A 16,396-nucleotide genomic window follows, 5' to 3' on the forward strand; every position below is an offset into this window, starting at 1 on the left:
TCTTACTCGGCTGGCAGCGGGTTTCGCTGCATGGACGCGTAGCCGGTCGGGCGGAACTTCTCCGGCTTCTTGCGGGTCAGCGCCAGCACCATGCCCATCGATATGGCGATGGCGATCAGCGACGAGCCGCCATAGGAGATGAAGGGCAGCGTCATGCCCTTGGCCGGCATCAGCTGCAGGTTCACGCCCATATTGATGACCGACTGCAGGCCGAAGACGACAACGAGGCCGGCAACCGCATAGCGGGTGAAGTCGTCATGCTCGCGCAGTGCCGTGCGCAGGCCGCGCAGCACGATGAAGGCGAAGATCGCCATGATGATCAGGCACAGGATGATGCCGAACTCCTCGCCGGCCACCGAGAACACGAAGTCGGCATGGCTGTCGGGGATGACCCGCTTGACCGTGCCCTCGCCCGGTCCGACGCCGAACCAGCCGCCATTGATGATGGCATCGCGGCCCATGTCGACCTGGAAGGTGTCGCCCTCGCCGGTGACGAAACGGTCGATGCGGCCGGCGACATGCGGGAAGATGGTGTAGGCCGCAGCCAGGCCGCCGACGCCGGTCATGCCGAGCGCGATGATCCAGAACCACGACATGCCGGCCATGAAGAACATCACGCCCCAGGTGCCGAGCACCAGCATGGTCTGGCCAAGATCGGGCTGCGCCACCAGCAGCGCAACGACGAGGCCGAGCAGGATCATGGCAAACAGGTTGCCGGGAATGTCGGGCTGGCGGTCATGTTCGGCAAACAGCCAGGCGCAGATGACGACGAAGGCCGGCTTCAGGAACTCCGACGGCTGGATCGAGACGCCGGCGAGCGACACCCAGCGCCGCGCGCCCTTGACCTCGACGCCGATGAACAGCACCGCCACCATCATCACCAGCATGATGCCGAGCATGACCAGCGCCATGCGCCTGATCTGCCGGGAATCGAGGAACGACACTGCGATCATCACCGCCGCCGCCGGCAGCGTGAAGATGATCTGGCGCGTGGCGAAGTGGAAGCTGCCGAGGCCGATGCGCTCGGCGACCGCAGGGCTTGCGGCGAATGAAAGCACGATGCCCAGCCCCATCAGCGACAGGAACGCCGCCAGGAACCAGCGATCGACCGTCCACCACCACAGTGCGACGGGACTTCTGTCGAGACGGCTAGCCATTACCTTGCCCCTCCGATAGCGCTGACGCCATCAATAGCATTCACAGCTTGCCTGAAGGCTTCGCCGCGAATTTCGAAGTTCTTGAACTGGTCAAAGCTGGCGCAGGCCGGCGAGAGCAGAACCACCGCCTCGCCGCTGTCGTCCTTGGCCGCATCCTCGGCGGCATGCTCGACCGCCGCCGCCAGCGTGCCCGATATCTCGTAAGGTGCCGCCTCGCCCAGCGTCGCCGCAAAGGCCGGTGCCGCCTCGCCGATCAGATAGGCCCGCGCGATGCGCGGGAAGAAGCTGCGCAGCGGCTCGATGCCGCCCTCCTTGGGCAGCCCGCCGGCGATCCAGTAGACGCGCGGGAAGCTCGACAGCGCGGGTGCCGCCGCATCCGCATTGGTCGCCTTGGAATCGTTGACGAACAGCACGTGCCCCTTGCGCCCGACCTGCTCCATGCGATGGGCAAGGCCTGGAAAGCCTTCCAGCCCGGCCTGGATCTCGCCGAGGTCGAGACCGACCTTCAGGCAGGCGACCACGGCTGCGAGCGCGTTCTGGGCGTTGTGCTGACCGCGCAGCGAGCCGATGCCTTCGAGGAAGGCGATGCGGCTGTAGCGGCCGTCGATCGCTTCCATGATGTCGGTGCCGTCGGCGAAATAACCGTCGGTCAGCGGCAGTCGCTTAGAAATGCGGACGACATCCTTGCCCACCCGCTCCAGCCTGTCGGCGATCTGGGCGCAATAGACGTCGTCGACGCCGATGATGGCGGTGTCGCTGCCCGCCACCAGCCGCTCCTTGATCGAAGCATAGTGCTGCATGGTGCCATGCCGGTCGAGATGGTCGGGCGTCAGGTTGAGCAGGATACCCGCCGTCGGATTGATCGATGGCGCAAGGTCGATCTGGTAGGACGAGCACTCGACGACATAGTGGCGGTCGGCCCGAGGCGGATCGAGCGTCATGACTGCGCGGCCGATATTGCCGCCCATCTGCGTGTCGCGGCCGGCCGACTGCAGGATGTGCGCCGTCAGTGCCGTAGTCGTCGACTTGCCGTTGGTGCCGGTGATGGCAATGAACGGCGCTGTCGGGGCAGTGGCGATGCGTTCGCGCGCAAACAGTTCGATGTCGCCGATGACCTCGACGCCGGCCCCGCGCGCAAGCTCGACGGTCCAGTGCGGCTTGGGGTGGGTCAGCGGTACGCCGGGCGACAGCACGAAGGAGGCGATGCCGGCCCATTCGATGCCGCGCAGGTCGGCGGTGGCGATGCCTTCGCTCGCTGCCTTGGCTACGCTTTCGGGATTGTCGTCCCACGCCACGATGTCGGCGCCGCCGGCCGCGAGCGCACGCGCTGTCGCAATCCCCGAACCGCCCAGCCCGAAGAGCGCTACTCGCTTGCCCTGAAATGAGGTGGCGGGGATCATGGCGGGCCTCAGCGCAGCTTGAGGGTGGAAAGACCGATCAGCGCCAGGATGACGGCGATGATCCAGAAGCGGATGACGACCTGGCTTTCGGTCCACCCCAGTTTCTCGAAATGGTGGTGGATCGGCGCCATCAGGAAGACGCGCCGGCCCGTCATCTTGAAGAAGCCGACCTGGATGATGACCGACAGCGCCTCCATCACGAACAGGCCGCCGACGATAGCCATGACGATCTCGTGCTTGGTGGCGACCGCAACCGTGCCGATGAGACCGCCAAGTGCGAGCGAGCCGGTGTCGCCCATGAAGATGGCGGCGGGCGGCGCGTTGAACCACAGGAAGCCGAGGCCCGCACCGATGACCGCGCCAAGGATGACGGCAAGCTCACCGGTGCCGGGCACGAAGTGGATCTGCAGATATTCGGCGAAGACGGCGTTACCCGAGAGGTAGGCGATCACGCCGAAGGATGCTGCCGCGATCATGATCGGCACGATAGCGAGACCGTCGAGGCCGTCGGTCAGGTTCACCGCGTTGCCGGCGCCGACGATGACGAAGCAGGAGAACGGAATGAAGAACCAGCCGAGATTGAGCAGCAGGTCCTTGATGAACGGGAAGGTCAGCGACGACGAGAACGGCGCCTGGCCGTTGTGCATGATGATCCAGGCGGCGATGCCGGCGATCACGAATTCGATGCCCAGGCGCGCCTTGCCGGACAGGCCGAGATGCGATTGCTTGGTGACCTTGAGATAGTCGTCATAAAAGCCGATGGCGCCGAAGCCGAGCGTGACGAACAGCACCACCCATACATAGACAGAGGCGATGTTGGCCCACAAAAGCGTCGAGCCGATGATGCCACAAAGGATCATCAGGCCGCCCATGGTCGGCGTGCCGGCTTTCTTGAAATGGGTCTGCGGGCCGTCGGCGCGGATCGGCTGGCCCTTGCCCTGCCTCAGGCGCAGCGCGTTGATGATCGCCGGCCCGAAGATGAAGACGATCAGCGCCGAGGTGATCAGCGCGCCGCCGGTTCGAAAGGTGATGTAGCGGAAGACGTTGAAGAACGACACCTTGTCCGCGAAATCGACAAGCAAAGTTAGCATACGTATCCGTCCCCCGAGACCCGGTCAGGTCTGTGTGGTGTTGCCGGCATGAGCCGGGAAAGTCTTGATCATCGCCTCGACCAGGCGCGAAAAGCCGATGCCTTTCGACGACTTGATCATGACGGCATCGCCGGGCCGAAGCGTTTCAAGCAGAAGCGGCTTCAGGTCCTCGACACCGCTGCGATACTCGGCCCTGATCCCCTCGGGCAGCGTATCGGCGAGCGCCTTCATTTCAGGCCCGGCCATGAGCACAAGGTCGGTGCGCGTTGAGCTGATAAGGTCGGCGAGGCCGGAATGCAACTTGGCCGAATGGTCGCCCAGCTCCAGCATGTCGCCAAGCACCGCGATGCGGCGGCCGTTTCCGGACACCGGCGTGGCGTCCAGAAGCTCGATCGCAGCCTTCATCGATGCCGGATTGGCGTTGTAGCTTTCGTCGATCAGCGTCACCGGACCGTCAGGCAGTTGCAGCAGGTGGCGCTTGCCGCGCCCGCTTTCGGCCGACATCGAAGCGAGTGCGGTCGCCACCGTCGGCACGTCGGCGCCGCACAGATGCGCCGCACCAAGCACGGCCAGCGCATTCTGGACGATATGGCGGCCGGGCGCGCCGATGCGGGCCTGGATATCGCGGCCACCGATACGGGCGACGATCATCGAGTGATCGGCCTCGAGCGTGCATTTCAGCAGGCGATACTCGGCCTTCGCATCCTCGCCGAAGCCGAGAATATCCTCGACGCCGGCAGTCTGGGCCAGCTTTTCGAGCAATTTGAAGCGGCCGTCGTCGCGGTTGAGCAGCACAGCACCGCCAGGTTCGACGCCTTCGAAGATCTCGGCCTTGGCCTTGGCGATCTCGTCGAGACTGCGGAAGAAGCCAAGATGCGCTGCGGCAATCAAGGTGACGATCGCGACATGCGGGCGGACCATGCGCACCAGCGGGCTGATCTCGCCCGGATGGTTCATGCCGATCTCGAACACGGCGTAGTCGCTGTCGGCGGGCATGCGCGCCAGCGTCAGCGGCACGCCCCAATGGTTGTTGAACGACGCAACCGAGGCATGCACCTTGCCGACCGAGGACAGCCCGTGGCGCAGGGCTTCCTTGGTGCTGGTCTTGCCGACCGAACCTGTGACGGCGACGATCCGGGCCCGCGAGCGCGCCCGCGCGGCGATGCCGAGCTTTTCGAGCGCGACCAGCACGTCGGGCACCACGATCATCGGCGCGGTCAGCCGTCCCAGTGCCGGCAGCTTGCCTTCGGCGACGATCAGCAGCCCTGCCCCGGCCTTGACGGCTGCGGTGGCAAAGTCGTGGCCGTCCATCGCCTCGCCCTTGATGGCGAAGAACGCTTCGCCCGGCTTCAGAGTGCGGCTGTCGATGGAAATGCCCGATATGCCCTCGGGCATCTGGCCCAGCGGCCTGCCGCCCGTCGCCTCGACGAGAGCCTCGGAGGTCCAGAGCAGGCTCATGCAGCCTCTCCGAGCGCCTTGCGCACTTCTTCATGGTCGGAGAAATGCAGCGTCTCGGAGCCGACGGTCTGGCCCTCTTCATGGCCCTTGCCGGCCACGATCAGCGTGTCGCCCTCGCGCAGCAGCGCCACCGCCTCATGGATCGCCTTGCGGCGGTCGCCGATCTCGATGGCGCCGGGTGCTGCAGCCATGATGGCGGCGCGGATGGTCTCGGGCACCTCGGAGCGCGGATTGTCGTCGGTGACGATCGTGATGTCGGCCAGTCGGGTCGCGATCTCGCCCATGATCGGCCGCTTGCCGCGGTCGCGGTCGCCGCCGCAGCCGAACACCACGACGACGCGGCCGGTCGTGAACGGCCGCACCGAGGCGAGCACATTCTCCAGCGCATCGGGCTTATGGGCGTAGTCGACATAGACGGGGGCGCCCGAAGACGTAGTGCCGACGAGGTCGAGACGGCCCGGCGCCCCCTTGAGATGCTCGAGCGCCGACAGTGCCTTGGCGACATCGGTGCCCGTCGCAATCGCGAGGCCTGCCGCCACCAGCGAATTGGCAACCTGGAAGTCGCCGGCCAGCGGCAGGTCGATCTCATAGATCGTGCCGCCGCATTCGATTTCGGCGCGCTGGCGATGGCGTTCATGCTCGACGCGCTTGAGGCTGAGGAAATCGCCATGACGTCCGACCGTCAGCACCTTGAGACCTGCGGCGCGGGCCGCGTCGACCGTCGGCTGCGACCAGGCATCGTCGGCAAAGATCACCGCCGGCGCGCCCTTGGGCAGCAGCGTGTCGAACAGGCGCAGCTTGGCGCGGTGGTAATCCTCGACCGTCGGATGGTAATCCATGTGGTCGCGACCGAGATTGGTGAAGCCTGCGGCGGCGAGCTGAACGCCATCCAGCCGGCGCTGGTCGAGGCCGTGGCTTGAAGCCTCCATCGACGCATGGGTCACGCCTGCATTGGCAAGTTCGGCCAACAGCCTGTGCAGCGCCACCGGATCCGGCGTCGTCAGCTGGCCGTATTCGTTGCGGCCCGGCGCGACGACGCCCGTCGTGCCGATGCTGGCAGCGGCATAACCCGCCCGCTCCCAGATCTGGCGGGTAAAGGCTGCGACCGACGTCTTGCCGCTGGTGCCGGTCACGGCCACCATGGTTTCGGGCTGGCGGCCAAAGAACTTGGCGGCGCTGAGCGCCAGCGCCTGGCGCGGATCGTCGACCGAAATCACCGGCACGCCGATGGAGCCGAGTTCGGCGCCCCTGGCAGCCACGACGGCCAGCGCACCGCGCCTGGCGGCATCCCCGGCATAGGCGGCGCCATCGGCCTTGCTGCCGGCAACGGCAAAAAACACGGTTCCGGGCACGACTTGCCTGGAATCCGACGACACCCCGCTCACCTCTACATCGTTGGGATTGAGCCCATCGACAGGCAGGACACCGGCAAGGTCTATCAGTTTCATTGAGGTCCGTTCGCTACAAACAATTGGCGCGCCCCGCAGGCGCGCCCATGGAATCAAGGGTAGGAAGCCAGCGTTGCCGCACCTTCTTGGCCGAATTCTGGCTTTACGCCAAGCAGGGACGCCGAACGCCGGATAATGTTGGACACCATCGGCGCGGCAGTGAAGCCGGCCGTGGCCGAACGGGTGGACCCTTCCATCTTCGGTTCGTCGATGATGGTCAGCACCAGATATTGGGGATCGTCCATCGGGAAGGCAGCGAGGAAGGCGTTGAAGTTCTTTTCCTTCGAATAGCGCCCGTTGACGACCTTTTCGGCCGTTCCGGTCTTGCCGCCGACGCGATAACCGGGAACCGTACCGCGCTTGCCGGAACCACCGGGGGCCGTCGCGTTCAGGTTATAGAGATAGCGCATGTCGGCGCTGGTCTGGTCGCTCACCACCTTGGTCGAGACGGCCATCGCCTCTTCTAGGGTGCGCGGCAGGAAGGTCGGTATCATGTAGCGGCCGCCATTCATCAGCGCGACCGCACCGGCTGCCGTCTGCAGCGGCGTCGTCGAGAAGCCGTGGCCGAACGCAGCGGTGATCGAGTGCACCTTCTTCCAGACCTTCGGCTCGGTGGGACGCGCCGATTCCGGAAGCTCGGTCTGCAGGCGGTCGAGCAGGCCGAGACGCTTGAGGAACTCGCGGTGTCCCTCGATGCCGACGACGTCGGCCTCCTTGGCCGAACCGATGTTGGACGAGAAGATGAACACTTCCGGCACCGTCAGCACCCGGCCCTTGCCGTGGAAGTCGCGGATGGTCTGGCGGCCGATGGTCAGCGGGCGGCTGGCATCAACGGTGCTGTTGAGCGACATCTTGCCCGAATCCAGCGCCATTGCCGTGGTGAAGCTCTTGATGGTCGAGCCCATCTCGAACAGGCCGGCCGACATGCGGTTCAGCCGGTCCTTGTCCTGGGCGTTGAACGGATTGTTGGGATCGAAGTCGGGCACCGAGCCCATGGCGAGGATTTCGCCTGTCTTGACGTTGATCACGACAGCACCGGCAGCCACGGCGCGGTACTTTTCCATCGCCGCCTGGATCTCGTCGCGCACGATGTGCTGGACGCGCAGGTCGATCGACAGACGGACAGGCTTGAGGTCCTTGGCAACCGCAAGGCCCGAGGCCTGCAGGTCGGCAAGGCCCTGGTCGTCGATATACTTCTCGAGACCGGAAATGCCCTTGTTGTCGATATTGGTCAGGCCGACGATGTAGGACGTCGTCTCGCCGCCCGGATAGAAGCGGCGCTTTTCGGTGCGGAACGCGATGCCGGGAATGCCGAGCGCCATGATCTCGGCCTGCTGCTTCGGCGTCAGCTGGCGCTTCAGCCAGACGAAGCCCGTACCGCTCTTCAGCTTGTTGTAGGTCTGCTCGACATTGAGGTCGGGCAGCACCGTCGACAGCTTTTCGATGGCCTCGTCGGCGTCGACGATGCGGCGCGGCTCGGCAAACAGCGAGGCCGTCTTGATGTCGGTGGCAAGAACCTCGCCGTTGCGGTCGACGATGTCGGGGCGCGAGGCGGTGATGCGGGATTCCGGCCCGGCCGATGTATCGGGGTCGAGCATGCCGAGATAGACGAGACGCCCGGCAATGGTGGCGTAGATGCCGAAGAACACGGCCATCGTCATGATGACGCGGTTGCGCGTTCGCCCGCCGGTCGCCTTGCGGGCGCTGTCGACGACGATCGCGGTCTCGGTCTTGACCTTGATGCGCTTCCTGCCGAACAAGCCGATCATCGAGCGATGCCTCCGGTAACGGTCTGGTCGGTGCCTGCTGCGGCCATGCCGCCGGTCCGGGTCAGGTCCTCGATCGTCAGTTCACGAACCGGCAGGTCCTTGAGATTGACGATCTGGCGCGCATCCACCGGGTCCAGCTTCAGTTCCGACTGATAGGCCTGGGCGAGCTTCTGAAGCCGCGCCGGCTGGGTCAGAAGGCTCCAGTCGGCCTTAAGCAGGTCGATGGTGTCTTCCTCGTAGCGGATCTGCGCCTCGATCTTGCGCACCGCCTCGAGCCGGTTCTCGGCCTCATGCTTGGTCTGGTAGGTGAAGGCCGCGGCCCCGACCATCGCGGCGATCAGGATTATGTCGCTGGTGCGGAACATGGTTCACCTTTCTCCCGACTGACCGACGTCGGGGAGCTTCGGAAGTCCGAAGATGGAAAAGTCTTCGCCGCGCGGCGCAACGGCGGTGCGCACGGCAGCCCGCAGCTTGGCCGAACGGGCACGCGGGTTGATGGCAGTCTCGGCGTCGCTTGGGCCCACCGCCCCGCCAGCCTTGGTGAAGGTGGTGGCAATCACCTCGAGTTCCGGCATGTAGCGCGACCGCGACGGCGCGCTCGAACGGTCGGTGATGAAGCGCTTGACGATGCGGTCCTCGAGCGAATGGAAGGTCACCACGACGAGGCGTCCGCCGGGCTTCAGCGCGCGCTCGGCAGCAAACAGCGCCCGCGCCAGTTCGCCCAGCTCGTCATTGACGTAGATGCGCAGCGCCTGGAACACGCGCGTCGCCGGATGGATCTTGTCCTTGGGCGCGCGCCCGATATGCGTCTCGATGGCGTCGGCAAGGTCGAGCGTGCGTTCGAACGGGCGCTTGTCGCGGCGGCTCTCGATCATACGGGCGATACGGCCGGCATGACGCTCCTCGCCGAGGAAGCCGAAGATGCGGGCGAGATCGCCCGCCTTGAAACGGTTGACCACGTCGGCGGCACTGGCGCCGGCCTGCGCCATGCGCATGTCCAGCGGGCCGTCGGCGCGGAAGGAAAAGCCGCGCTCGGCCTGATCGAGCTGCATGGACGAAACGCCGATGTCGAGCACGACGCCATCGACCTGGTCGACATGCTCGTCGAGGCTGGAGAACGGCGCCTGAACCAGCCGCAGCTTGCCGCCGGACTGGCTTTCGAGCGCCCTGCCTGCAGCGATCGCATCAGGATCGCGATCGATGGCGACAACCGAAGCGCCCGTCTGCAGGATCGCCCTGGTGTAGCCGCCAGCGCCAAAAGTGCCATCGACATGCACTTCGCCCTCAGCCGGATGAAGCGCCGCAAGGACTTCGGCGAGGAGAACCGGAATGTGGCGGGCCGGTCCGCCGTCAGCGAGATGGTCGTCGCCGTGGCCTGCCATCATTCCGGTTGCTCCCCAGGCTTCGTCCCCTGCCGAAGCTTCGAAAGCCGGGCACGCACGTCCGCGCCATAGGCGCGCAGCCGCTCCGGCTCCCACATCTGAAAAAACTGTCCGCGACCGACAAAGGCCACATCGGTCGTGATGCCCGTATGCTCCCGCAGGAAATCCGAGACCGAGATACGCCCATCCTGATCGAGTTTCAGGAAAGTGCTGTCGCCATGCACGAAGAAGGACATGTCGTCCGCCGTCTGCAGGAATGGATCCTCTTGCGCGATGCGCTGTTCGTAGCGGTCGAGAAGATCGAGCCCGCCGACATCCAGCGCCGGAACGTCCAGCGCCCTCAGCGCATAGAGTTCCTGGTAGCCGCGCTTCTGCAATACGGCACGGAAATGCGCCGGAACGGAGACCCGCCCCTTCGCATCGATCCTGTTCACCGCACTCGAGAGAAACCGGTCCATCGCTTGATCCGGCCGTTGCGGCCGCGCCCCTCGTCGTCACGGCCGAACCCTGATGGTCCGGCCAAAATCGCAAGCCCTGAAAATCCCTGCAGTCAGCAAATAGGTCGCGACCCGCAGCCGCCGCGGCTACCGGTCCGGCGAACGCCCTACCCTTTACTGAAACGAAATCATGGTTACCGATTTGGGATATCATGGGCCAATATGGGCGTCAACGGGAACTGGGCACACAACGACGTCGCAACCACCCTTTCGGGGCCTTTCGCGGCATCCCGATTTTTATGATCCCTTAAGGCTAACGAAGTCTTACGTGGCATAATGCAGGAGTGGCTTTTCATCTTGCCGCGCAAGCACCTGGGGCCTAGCGTTGAGGCGTCTTCTGACTGCCAGGGAGAGACCGCAGATCATGTCCGAGACCATGAAGGCCCGCGCCGCAACCCTCGCCCACCTGCGCCGTTCGAAGCTGTCGGTCGGCGATCCGATCCCGGTTCCGCTGACCATGGCCTCGATCTACCACGCACCCGGCGACGCCACCGGCCACAATCAGTATGGACGTTTCAGCAACGCCAACTGGTCGGCTACCGAAGAGATGCTTGGACATCTCGAAGGCGCGCCCTGCGTCGGCTTTCCTTCAGGAATGGCGGCAATTTCGGCAGCCTTCTTCGCCCTGCTCAAGAGCGGCGACCGCATCCTCGTCGCCTCCGACGGCTACCACACGACGCGCATCCTGGCGGACCGCTTCCTCGGCGCCTTCGGCGTCAAGACCGACGTCCGCCCGACGGCGACCTTTCTTGATGGCAGCTTCGAGGGTTATCGCCTCGTCTTCATCGAAAGCCCATCCAACCCGACGCTCGACATCTGCGACATCGAAGCGGTCGCCGCCGCGGTGCATGCGGCAGGCGGCCTGCTGATCGTCGACAACACCACGATGACGCCGTTCGGCCAGCGCCCCCTCGACCTCGGCGCCGACATCGTCGTGGCCGCCGACACCAAGGCGCCCAACGGCCATTCCGACGTGCTGTTCGGCCATGTCGCCAGCCGCAGCCCCGAGATCATTGCCGCCGTCACCGAATGGCGCCAGAATGCCGGCGGCATCCCCGGTCCGTTCGAGGCATGGCTCGTGCATCGCGGACTGGAAACACTGGAAATGCGCTTCGATCGCATGTGCTCGTCGGCCGAGATTCTCGCCCCGCGCCTCAAGGCCCACCCTGCGGTCTCCGCCTTGCGTTTTCCCGGCCTTGAGGGCGATCCCTCGCACAATCTGGCGCGTGTCCAGATGGATCGCTTCGGTTTCCTCATCAGCTTCGACCTGGGCTCGGAAGAACGGGCGGAAAACTTCATCAATGGCTGCGAGCTGATGCACGCAGCCACCTCCTTCGGTGGCGTGCACACCGTCGCCGAACGCCGGCTGCGCCGCGGCGATGCCGTTACGCCGGGCTTCGTCCGGCTGTCGGTCGGCTGCGAGCCGGTGGAGGAACTCTGGGCGGCAATGAAGGCATCGCTGGACCGGCTGGGCGGCTGACAGCCGCCAGCGCGACATGTCGCCTGCCGGGATGTCGCAACGGCCTTGCAGGATGTCAACGCGCCCGTCTGCAACAGACTGTGCCGTCCCCGGGCTCATCGCACGACCGGCCGGGCTGGAATGCGGTTGGTTCCACAGGATTTCCAAGCGATGCGCCGACCGAAAGCCGGCCCGGCGCTTGATTCGAAATGCGCGGAAAGCACCCGAACGCCCTGAACATGCAGCAGAAAGGCAGCGCCAGCTGGCCTATAAGCCGGGTTCTGTATGGCCCCCGCACCTTGCGGCACGGAAACGTGGCGGCCATTCTTCTTGGACGCATGTTGCCATGCGCCTCACGCAACCTACCCGGGCGGTGAGCCGGAAACAGCCCTGAGGGTTTCCCCTCGCACCACCCCTATTCGGTTTTGCTCCCGGTGGGGTTTACCGTGCCGCTCCTGTTGCCAGTCGCGCGGTGGGCTCTTACCCCACCCTTTCACCCTTACCGCGGAAACCGCGGCGGTTTGCTTTCTGTGGCACTTTCCCTGGGGTCGCCCCCGCCGGCCATTAACCGGCACCGTGTATCCATGGAGCCCGGACTTTCCTCACGCGCTGCCTTTCGACAATTGCGCGTGCGGCCGCCCGGCCAGCTGGCAGGGCGTATAAAAGGGTTCGCGCGGCAAAAGGCAAACGAAAACGTTCGCCTGTCGCACGAGCCGCCAGGCTCCATCGGGTATCGGCGCATCGGCCCGAAAATCGGAACCGATTTTCGGAAAGCACGATGCGTAGTTTCAAGCACTTGAAGCGAACTTTGTGCGCCCGTTCGGGCGCACCGCACTCTAGCCGCCGATGCGGGCCTGGACCTTCTTGCAATAGGCCGCGGAAACCGGGTTCATGCGCTTGGCGCCATGGCCGGCATTGTACTTCAGGATCGTTCCGCAAGTGGTGCCGCCGCTCAGTTCATGCGCCTTGGCAAGATAGAGCATGCCGAACTTGATGTTGGTCTCCGGGTTGAACAGGCCCTTGGACGAGCCGCTGTAGCCCATCATGCGCGCCGTCGCCGGCTTGATCTGCATCAGGCCGATTTCGCCAGCCCGGCCACGCGTGTTCGGACGATAGTTGCTCTCGACGCTGATGACGGCATGCGCCAGCGAAACCGGAACGCCGTAGGCGGATGCGTAGCGGGCGACGATCTCGCCATAAGGCTTGCCGTTTGCCCTGGTCGTCGTGGCTGCGTTTGCAGCCTTCGCGGCCTGGTCCTTGATGTTCCTGGCGCCCTTGCCGGCGATGGACGCAGTGGTGAACGTGTCGATTTCAGCCTTCTTGGAGCAGCCAAACAGATAGGGGCATTCGTCTGCCTTCTTCTCTTCGATCTTGGCGGTCTTTTTGCTCTGGGTGATGATCGTCTTCGAGGCCTTGACAGCGCCGCCCTGGGCGTTTGCGGCAAAAGAAGTCAGGCCGGCGGCAACAGCCACCGCAACAACGGTCAAATACTTCATGTTATCCTTGTTCTCGACAGGCCGCGCGAAATGATCGCGCAGCATCCCTTCCTGACGCCGGGAGCTCTCTTCGGAGCGTTGACAGGATTTAGCCGGCGCCTTGCACGGCGATGCATTTGCCGAGGGAACTGGCGGGAAAAATGTCCGGGCAATTCACATTGGGTGACAGGTTGTAACCTTGTCGAATCAACCTGAACTAGTCGTCAAGCCCATCGGGGAGTGCGGCAAGCAGCCGGCGCAGCGTCGAAATCGTCGACCGATCGGCCACCCCGTCAACGCAGCTTGTCCGGAAATGTCGTTGAAAAGCTTGGATAGTTACTGCTGTCTGCGGGTCGAACTGGCCGGTGATTTCGACGCCGTAGCCATAGAGCGCGAGCATCGATTGCAGCTCCTCGACCGCATCCCCGGCGTCGCCGGGACGCAGCGTGTCGTGCCCGCGACGTGGTGAAGGTGCGACCCAATGACCGATGCCCGAACCGTGCAGACTGCGCCACGGGAACAGTTCGCCCGGGTCGATTTTGCGGCCGAGCGCCACATCCGAGTGGGCAAGGACACGTTCCGGCACGATCGCATGGCGGGCGATGATCCCCTGGCAAAGCCTTGCCACTGCCTGCATTTGGCGCTTGGGAAAGCGGCGATAGCCGAGCGTGTGCCCCGGATTGACGATCTCGATGCCGACCGATGCCGAATTCACGTCGGTCAGGCCCCGCCAGGAGCTTTTGCCGGCATGCCAGGCTCGGTCGCTCTCGCGCACCATCTGCACGATCCGCCCGTCCTCGTGGACGAGGTAATGCGACGACACCTCGCTTGCCGGATTGCACAGCCAGGCTTCAGCGCCGTCGCCGGTCTCCATGCCGGTATAGTGCAGCACGATCATGTTGGGTCTCATGCCGTCGCGCCGCGGTCCGAAGTTGGGCGAAACCCTCACCTCGGCATGCGGATGATCAGGCAGGAAACCGCTCATGCGTGCCGGAGCCCCCTTTCGATCATCTCGTAGGCGGCGTTGATCGCAGCAATGCGGGTCGTTGCGATGCGAATGAACTCTTCGGGCAGACCGCGCGCGATCAGCTTGTCGGGATGGTTGTTGGCGACCAGCTTGCGATAGTGCTTGCGCACATCCTCGAAGGATTTGCCGCGCTCGATGCCCAGCACGCGATACGGGTCGGCGTCGCCGAGATCGAGATGACGCGCCAGGATCGTCTGGTAATGCACTTCGTCGATGCGGAAGATCTGCGACACCTTGTGCAGGAACGAGCCTTCGCACTGATGCATCAGCCCATCGGCCTTGGCGATATGGAACAGCCCGTCGAGAATGTCCTCCAGCATGCCGCAATTGGCATGCCCGGAACCGCAGAGCTTGGCCATGCGCTCGGCATAGAACTCGAAGCCGGCGACGTCCTGCTGGGCGATCTCGTAGAGCCGCGCCACATCGCGCGCATGCTCCGGCGGCACCGCGAATATTTCGTAGAAGGCCCTGATCTCGGCCTGCGAGACCACGCCGTCGGCCTTCGCCATCTTGGCTGACAGGGCGATCATCGCCACTGAGAACGCCACCCGGCGGCGCGTTTCCGCATCGCCCGAGAATACGGTGCGCACGGCCTCCACGACATCGGCGACGCCGTTGGCGGCAGACACCGAGATACGCGCAATGAAATCGCCGAGACGGTCCCAAATCGACATGGCCGCTTCTTAGGATGAAACCTTCGCAAATGCGAGACGGCTTCGTACCGCAGGCATAACTTTTGTCGGCAACACTCTGAAAACGATCTGGCCGAAGCAGATCCGACCGAAGTAGATCTGGACCAAAATTCTGGACCAACGGAAATTCCGCGACGTAAGCGCCGAGGCCCGCTAACCCTTGCGCCCATGGATGCACGCAACACCACCCAAACCGGCTCAGCCATATCGCGCGAGACGATCGGCCTGGCGCTTGGCACGCTCGGCGTCGTCATTTTCGGCGGCACCTTGCCGGCAACGCGTGTCGCCCTGACACATTTTTCGCCATGGTTCGTCACCCATGGCCGCGCCGCCATGGCCTCTCTCGCCGCAGCCCTTCTGCTCCTGATCCTGCGCAGGCGGTTTCCGAAAGGCGATGCGCCGGCCTTGTTCCTCGCCGGCCTGCTTCTGGTCTTCGGCTTCCCGATCTTCTCATCCATCGCCTTGCAGACTGTGCCTGCCTCGCATGGCGGGGTGGTTCTCGGCGTCCTGCCGCTGACCACCAGCATCTTTGCCGCCATCATCGGCGGCGAGCGGCCATCGGCGTTGTTCTGGGTTTGCGGCGTGGCGGGTGCGGCTCTCGTCGTCACCTTCGCCATCAGCGACAACGGCATGCAGCTTTCAAGCGGCGACCTGTTCCTGTTCCTCGCGGCGCTGTCGGCGAGCCTTGGTTATGTCGTGTCAGGCAAGCTGTCGCGCCGCGTGCCCGGTTGGGAGGTCATCTGCTGGTCGCTGATCCTGACAGCGCCAGTCTCGATCCCCGGAGCGTTGTGGAGCTGGCATCCTGAATTCGCCAATGCTTCCCCGGCACAGGCATTTTCATTCTTCTATCTGAGTTTCGGCTCGATGTTCCTCGGCTTCTTCGCCTGGAACGTCGGCCTCGGTATGGGCGGCATTGCCCGCGTCAGCCAGGTTCAGCTGCTGCAGTCCTTCGTCACGCTGGCGATCTCCGCTTTCCTGCTTGGCGAACATGTCGGCGCACATACGCTGCTGTTCGCCCTGGGCGTCATCGCCATCGTCGCCCTGGGCAGGCGGGCGCGCGTTTCGCGCTGACCTTCCCGAAAGAGAATGCAAGCGGCCGGCCCCAATGAAAGAGGCCGGAGCATCTGCTCCGGCCTCTCCTCCTCCCGCCGAATTACTGCGCGGGGGCTGCCGGCTCGACCGGCTTGGGCTGCATCGGCTCGCTGTTCTGCATCGTGCCCGACCCGGTATCGGGTGAAGGCGTGATGCTCTGCGTGGTCGTGTTGTCGGTTGCCGGCGGCTTGGCTACCTCAGGCGTCGCAGGCGCCGGCGTCATCGGCGCAGGCTGTGTCGCCGAAGGCTGCTCGACGCTCTGCGTCGTCGTCTTGTCCGTGCTGTCGCTGCATGCCGCAACGGTCAGAAGTGCTACGGCGGCGGCCGACGCGAGAATGAGTTTCTTCATGATGTATCTCCTTCGCTGATGCGCCCGACAGGCGGGCCGTCGGGGAAAGAATGCTCCGGCTCCGGATGGGTTGCTTCACGTTCGGTGTCGCCATGTCACA

General features: G+C 64.6%; 15 protein-coding genes and 1 other RNA gene. 2 read left to right on the top strand and 14 right to left on the bottom strand.

The genetic code is table 11. From position 1 onward, the window contains the following. Positions 1–2: 2 nt before the first annotated feature. The 9 genes from ftsW to mraZ are packed head-to-tail and all read right to left on the bottom strand — an operon-like array spanning position 3 to position 10,163. Positions 3–1,157 (bottom strand): putative lipid II flippase FtsW, encoded by a 1,155-nt coding sequence (ftsW, locus tag B015_RS0115295; RefSeq protein ID WP_018428590.1) that lies wholly within the window; start codon positions 1,155–1,157, stop codon positions 3–5. After that, on the bottom strand, positions 1,157–2,557 hold the full coding sequence (gene murD / locus B015_RS0115300; RefSeq protein ID WP_018428591.1) for a UDP-N-acetylmuramoyl-L-alanine--D-glutamate ligase: 1,401 nt from the start codon (positions 2,555–2,557) through the stop codon (positions 1,157–1,159). Before murD ends, ftsW begins: the two co-directional genes overlap by 1 nt. 8 nt (positions 2,558–2,565) lie before the next feature. Further along, complete coding sequence (mraY, locus tag B015_RS0115305) at positions 2,566–3,648, bottom strand: phospho-N-acetylmuramoyl-pentapeptide-transferase (protein WP_026227315.1); 1,083 nt, start codon at positions 3,646–3,648, stop codon at positions 2,566–2,568. A 24-nt stretch (positions 3,649–3,672) separates the two neighbouring features. Beyond that, complete coding sequence (locus tag B015_RS0115310; protein ID WP_018428593.1) at positions 3,673–5,106, bottom strand: UDP-N-acetylmuramoylalanyl-D-glutamyl-2,6-diaminopimelate--D-alanyl-D-alanine ligase; 1,434 nt, start codon at positions 5,104–5,106, stop codon at positions 3,673–3,675. Continuing rightward, complete coding sequence (locus B015_RS0115315) at positions 5,103–6,554, bottom strand: UDP-N-acetylmuramoyl-L-alanyl-D-glutamate--2,6-diaminopimelate ligase (protein ID WP_018428594.1); 1,452 nt, start codon at positions 6,552–6,554, stop codon at positions 5,103–5,105. The genes B015_RS0115310 and B015_RS0115315 overlap by 4 nt, the downstream gene beginning before the upstream one ends. A gap of 53 nt (positions 6,555–6,607) precedes the next feature. Next, positions 6,608–8,323, bottom strand: coding sequence for a penicillin-binding protein 2 (locus tag B015_RS0115320; RefSeq protein ID WP_018428595.1), 1,716 nt, complete (start codon positions 8,321–8,323; stop codon positions 6,608–6,610). Further along, positions 8,320–8,688: a hypothetical protein gene (locus tag B015_RS0115325; RefSeq protein ID WP_018428596.1), complete on the bottom strand. Its 369-nt coding sequence runs from the start codon at positions 8,686–8,688 to the stop codon at positions 8,320–8,322. The genes B015_RS0115320 and B015_RS0115325 overlap by 4 nt, the downstream gene beginning before the upstream one ends. Positions 8,689–8,691: 3 nt before the next feature. After that, the gene (gene rsmH, locus B015_RS0115330) at positions 8,692–9,708 is read right to left on the bottom strand and encodes a 16S rRNA (cytosine(1402)-N(4))-methyltransferase RsmH (RefSeq protein WP_018428597.1); all 1,017 of its coding nucleotides are present in this window, start codon (positions 9,706–9,708) and stop codon (positions 8,692–8,694) included. Continuing rightward, entirely contained in the window at positions 9,705–10,163 is a 459-nt protein-coding gene (gene mraZ / locus B015_RS0115335) for a division/cell wall cluster transcriptional repressor MraZ (protein WP_026227316.1), read from the bottom strand. Before mraZ ends, rsmH begins: the two co-directional genes overlap by 4 nt. Before the next feature lie 403 nt (positions 10,164–10,566). On the opposite strand from mraZ, the gene B015_RS0115340 reads away from it, so the two are divergent. Further along, complete coding sequence (locus tag B015_RS0115340; RefSeq protein ID WP_018428599.1) at positions 10,567–11,682, top strand: cystathionine gamma-lyase; 1,116 nt, start codon at positions 10,567–10,569, stop codon at positions 11,680–11,682. A gap of 233 nt (positions 11,683–11,915) precedes the next feature. On the opposite strand, the gene rnpB is transcribed toward B015_RS0115340, so the two are convergent. The 4 genes from rnpB to B015_RS0115355 form a co-directional block, all read right to left on the bottom strand. Beyond that, positions 11,916–12,312, bottom strand: an RNA gene (rnpB, locus tag B015_RS32295) — RNase P RNA component class A. Positions 12,313–12,497: 185 nt separating this feature from the next. After that, positions 12,498–13,157, bottom strand: a complete 660-nt coding sequence (locus B015_RS0115345; protein WP_026227317.1) for a transglycosylase SLT domain-containing protein — start codon at positions 13,155–13,157, stop codon at positions 12,498–12,500. Between the two features lie 196 nt (positions 13,158–13,353). After that, complete coding sequence (locus B015_RS0115350; RefSeq protein ID WP_018428601.1) at positions 13,354–14,121, bottom strand: N-acetylmuramoyl-L-alanine amidase; 768 nt, start codon at positions 14,119–14,121, stop codon at positions 13,354–13,356. Continuing rightward, positions 14,118–14,837, bottom strand: coding sequence for a DnaJ family molecular chaperone (locus tag B015_RS0115355; protein ID WP_018428602.1), 720 nt, complete (start codon positions 14,835–14,837; stop codon positions 14,118–14,120). The genes B015_RS0115350 and B015_RS0115355 overlap by 4 nt, the downstream gene beginning before the upstream one ends. A gap of 186 nt (positions 14,838–15,023) precedes the next feature. Between B015_RS0115355 and B015_RS0115360 the strand changes: the two genes are divergently transcribed. Further along, entirely contained in the window at positions 15,024–15,926 is a 903-nt protein-coding gene (locus tag B015_RS0115360) for a DMT family transporter (RefSeq protein WP_018428603.1), read from the top strand. Positions 15,927–16,008: 82 nt separating this feature from the next. Here the strand turns inward: B015_RS0115360 and B015_RS30940 are convergent, their stop codons facing one another. Next, entirely contained in the window at positions 16,009–16,296 is a 288-nt protein-coding gene (locus tag B015_RS30940) for a hypothetical protein (protein ID WP_018428604.1), read from the bottom strand. Between the last annotated feature and the right edge of the window lie 100 nt (positions 16,297–16,396).

This window comes from Hoeflea sp. 108 (assembly GCF_000372965.1).
Classification (GTDB): Bacteria; Pseudomonadota; Alphaproteobacteria; order Rhizobiales; family Rhizobiaceae; genus Aminobacter.